Origin of the sequence: Streptomyces sp. MUSC 14 (assembly GCF_001866675.1) — a bacterium.
Taxonomy (GTDB): Bacteria; Actinomycetota; Actinomycetes; order Streptomycetales; family Streptomycetaceae; genus Streptomyces.
Genome location: NZ_MLYN01000120.1, coordinates 1 through 3,208, shown reverse-complemented (window position 1 = coordinate 3,208; position 3,208 = coordinate 1). Strand labels below are relative to the sequence as shown.

Sequence of the window (3,208 nt, the reverse complement as noted above, 5' to 3'; positions counted from 1 at the left end):
GGTCGCCGTCTGAATCTCGACCGCAAGACTGTGCGCCGCTTCCGCGACACCGACCTCGACGGACTGCTGGCCTCTGCCCGCGACCGACGCCCCAACGGCGTGCTGGAGCCATTCAAGGCATACCTCAATGCCCGTTTCACCGAGACCCAGGGCCAGGTCAGCGGCACCCGCCTGTTCCTGGAGATCCACGAGCGCGGCTACCGGGGCAGCCGCCAGGTGGTCCGCAAGCACCTCGCCGCCCTGCGGGAGGGCACCGCCGAGCCGGTCCGGGCCGACATCCCCAGTCCGCGCAAGATCACCTCGTGGATCATGCGGCCCCGCGACCCTCTCACCGAGAGCCAGGACAAAAGGCTGCTGGAGGTCCGGCTCGCCTGCCCGGACATCACTCGTGCCTGCGACCTCGCCCGCACATTCGCCGATCTCGTCCGTCACCGGCGCGGATACCTTCTTCTGGAGTGGATCCGCCAGGTAGAGCAGGACGCTCCGAAGCCGATGCAGGGCTTCGCCGGCTCCCTCCGCCAGGACCTCGACGCCGTCACCGCCGGCCTCACCCTCCCGTGGAGTTCTGGTGTCGTCGAAGGCCATGTGAACCGGGTTAAGGCGATCAAGAGGGCCATGTACGGACGCGCCAGCTTCCGATTACTACGGACTCGAATCCTCGCTGGTGCGAAGCCCCGGGGCGGTCAGGGACTCCAACCGGCCACCACCCGCTCGGCCACCGAGAACTCGGTCCCGCAGTCCGGACAGGCCGCTCGCCCGAACAGGTAACGGACGCCATAAGCCAGGCCTTCCTGCCCGTCCGCCATTGCCCGCGTGAACAACCTCCGCGGCAGCCCTTCCAGTTCCTGCACTCGCGCCGGTTGGAGGGGTGACTTTTGCACCTCTCGAAGCGCGTAGTCGTCGCTGCAGCAGAAGAAGTCGTCCTGCCCGATGACGACGAACACGTTGACGCCGCAGTACGGGCAGTCGACCTCGTACTCCCCAGTCTGCAGGCCGTCCAGGCAGCGATCCCAGACCTCAACGCCCTCGAAGGAGAGCAGAGCCTGCAGCAGGTTCACGTATTCCTCGACCTCGACCGTTTGACTCAAGCGGCGATCAGCGAGGCCGTGCAGAACCGCTATCGGAGCCGAGAAGAGCGCGAGAGGGCTGTCGGGCTCGGACAGCCCAGGCGAACAGGCAACGATTGCTCCCGCCGCCAGCAGCACCCAGCCCAGCGTCTCCTGGCTGCCTGCGGTCGCGATCTCGGCCAAGCGCGGAAGAGCTGCGAAGCTCGCGGTGAAGGCGGTATCCAGCTGCGGACACAGGTGGTCCATCAGCTCGGACCACACACCGCTCGGGTTGGCCTCGAACCGGTCCAAGAGACCAGGCACGTGTTCCGCGGAACCGCACGCGTCGGTGAGCCTCGACCAGTCCGTCATGCGTTCATCCAACCAGGCGGCTCCGGACGGACCGCACCGGGTCGAGCGACTCCAAGATCCTTCACGGAATCGCGGCCAGAGCCAGTCTCAGACAGTGCCCTCGTCCGGCTTGCCGAGGAGAGCCAATTCTTCTTCGGTCAGGCGCAGGCTTCCGGCGGCGATGTTCTCCGCGAGGTGTGCCGGGTTCGTGGTACCGGGAATGGCCAGCACGTGCGGACCGCGGTGGAGGGTCCAGGCGAGCCGCACCTGGGTCGGCGTGGCGTTGTGGGCGCGAGCGACGGAGCGGACCCGCGCGTCGTGCTCCTGGCCTGCGGCTGCCTCGCGCCGCAGGCCGGAGACTGCGAAGAACGGGACGAAGGCGATGCCCTGCTCCCCGCACAGGTCCACCAGCCCGCTCTCGTCGGCACGGCGCCAGTCCAGGCCGTAGGAGTTCTGCACGCAGACTACGGGCGCAATCTTCTGGGCCTCGGTCACGTGCTCAGGCAGGACAGCGGAGAGCCCGAGGTGCCGAACCAGGCCGGCCTCGCGGAGCTCGGCGAGAGCGCCGAAGTGCTCGGCGATCGAGGCCGTGCGGGCGCCGCCGGCGCGCAGGTTCACCACGTCCAGGCAGTCCCGACCGAGCTGACGCAGGTTCTCCTCCACCTGGCCACGCAACTGATCGGGGCGGACCGTGTCGAGCCACTCGCCGGAGGGATCACGCCCCGGGCCGACCTTGGTCACCACGACCACATCGCCGGACCAGGACGAGAGGGCGCGGTTGATGAGCTCGTTCGCGGACCGCAATGGTGAGAAGTAGAAGGCGGCCGTGTCGACGTGGTTGACCCCCTGCTCGAACGCGCTGTGCAGCAGGCCGACGGCGACATCGCGGTCGATCGGCGCGCCGTCTGAGTTGCCCATCATGCCGTTGCCCGTCAGCCGCATCGCGCCGTAGCCGATGCGATTCACCTCCAGGTCCCTGCTGCCGCTGCTGCGCTCACCGTGCTCCTTCACCCGTCGGTTCGTCAGGTCCCGGAGTATGGGGCCGTCACGGTGTACTGCGACAGGTCTTTTGGCTGGGCGAAACGTCACATCTCTATCGGGAACTAACCATCGCCGCACTGCCGTTGGACCTGGCAAGAGAGCGTCGGTCGGGAGAAGCATTCAGACCTTGTGCCGCTGCCCTGCCGAGGCGGCAGACGGCGGAGGCTGCGTCCCGTGCAGGCGGGCAAAGCGATCACCACCCCGCCGGTCGAACGTGGCTCAGACGAGCCAGAAGGAACGCAACCTGCCGGGGCAGCGAGTGGGGAAGCGAGGCGAGCAGGTCCGTCCCGTGCCTGAGTACAGGGTCCCATCAACCACCCCCGGCGGAGACGGCGAGCAGATCTTCCGCAAGCACTTCAGGGCGTTCCGCCCGCTGGTGGCCGCCATCGCCCTCGGCACGGCCGCAGGCGTGCACTCCCAGGTACGCAGCACCCTGCACGCCCGCACCGCCACACGGCTCCTGCCCCGCGTACGGGACACCGCACTCGTCACCCTGGGCCGCACCCAAGGCGAGATCCACGCAGGGCTGTTGGCCGCCGTCACAGCCGCCCGCCTCACCGCCCAGCACAGCCCCCACGCGGACGTGTGGGCACGGACCGTCAAGGTCCACGGCGTCGAGACCGCACACCGCGCCGTACAGGATCTCGCGCCCCTGGTGGGAGCAAGCGGCTTCCGGGCCAACTCCCCGATCAGCAGGGCCCGCGCCGACCTCGGCGGGCTGCTGTACGCGACGGCATCCATGACGCCCTGCTCCGCTCGGTCGGCCGCAC

The 3,208-nt window shown here is 68.6% G+C and carries 3 protein-coding genes and 1 pseudogene; 2 read left to right on the top strand and 2 right to left on the bottom strand.

Annotation, left to right across the window (positions count from 1 at the left end):
• Positions 1–669: pseudogene (locus BIV25_RS45720) on the top strand (transposase); the annotation flags it as partial.
• 14 nt (positions 670–683) lie between these two features.
• Here BIV25_RS45720 and BIV25_RS45715 read toward each other — a convergent pair.
• A complete protein-coding gene (locus BIV25_RS45715) occupies positions 684–1,418 on the bottom strand; it encodes a hypothetical protein (protein WP_071378528.1) in 735 nt (244 codons plus the stop codon).
• An 87-nt stretch (positions 1,419–1,505) separates the two neighbouring features.
• The gene (locus tag BIV25_RS45710; protein ID WP_071378527.1) at positions 1,506–2,408 is read right to left on the bottom strand and encodes an aldo/keto reductase; all 903 of its coding nucleotides are present in this window, start codon (positions 2,406–2,408) and stop codon (positions 1,506–1,508) included.
• A 319-nt stretch (positions 2,409–2,727) separates the two neighbouring features.
• Between BIV25_RS45710 and BIV25_RS52215 the strand changes: the two genes are divergently transcribed.
• On the top strand, positions 2,728–3,208 hold a 481-nt coding region (locus BIV25_RS52215), incomplete at its 3' end, for an acyl-CoA dehydrogenase family protein (RefSeq protein WP_218158537.1).

What these genes read in the sequence shown, in the direction of transcription:
- BIV25_RS45715 (WP_071378528.1), bottom strand. Translation starts at nt 1,418, where the DNA reads ATGACGGACTGGTCGAGGCTCACCGACGCGTGCGGTTCCGCGGAACAC.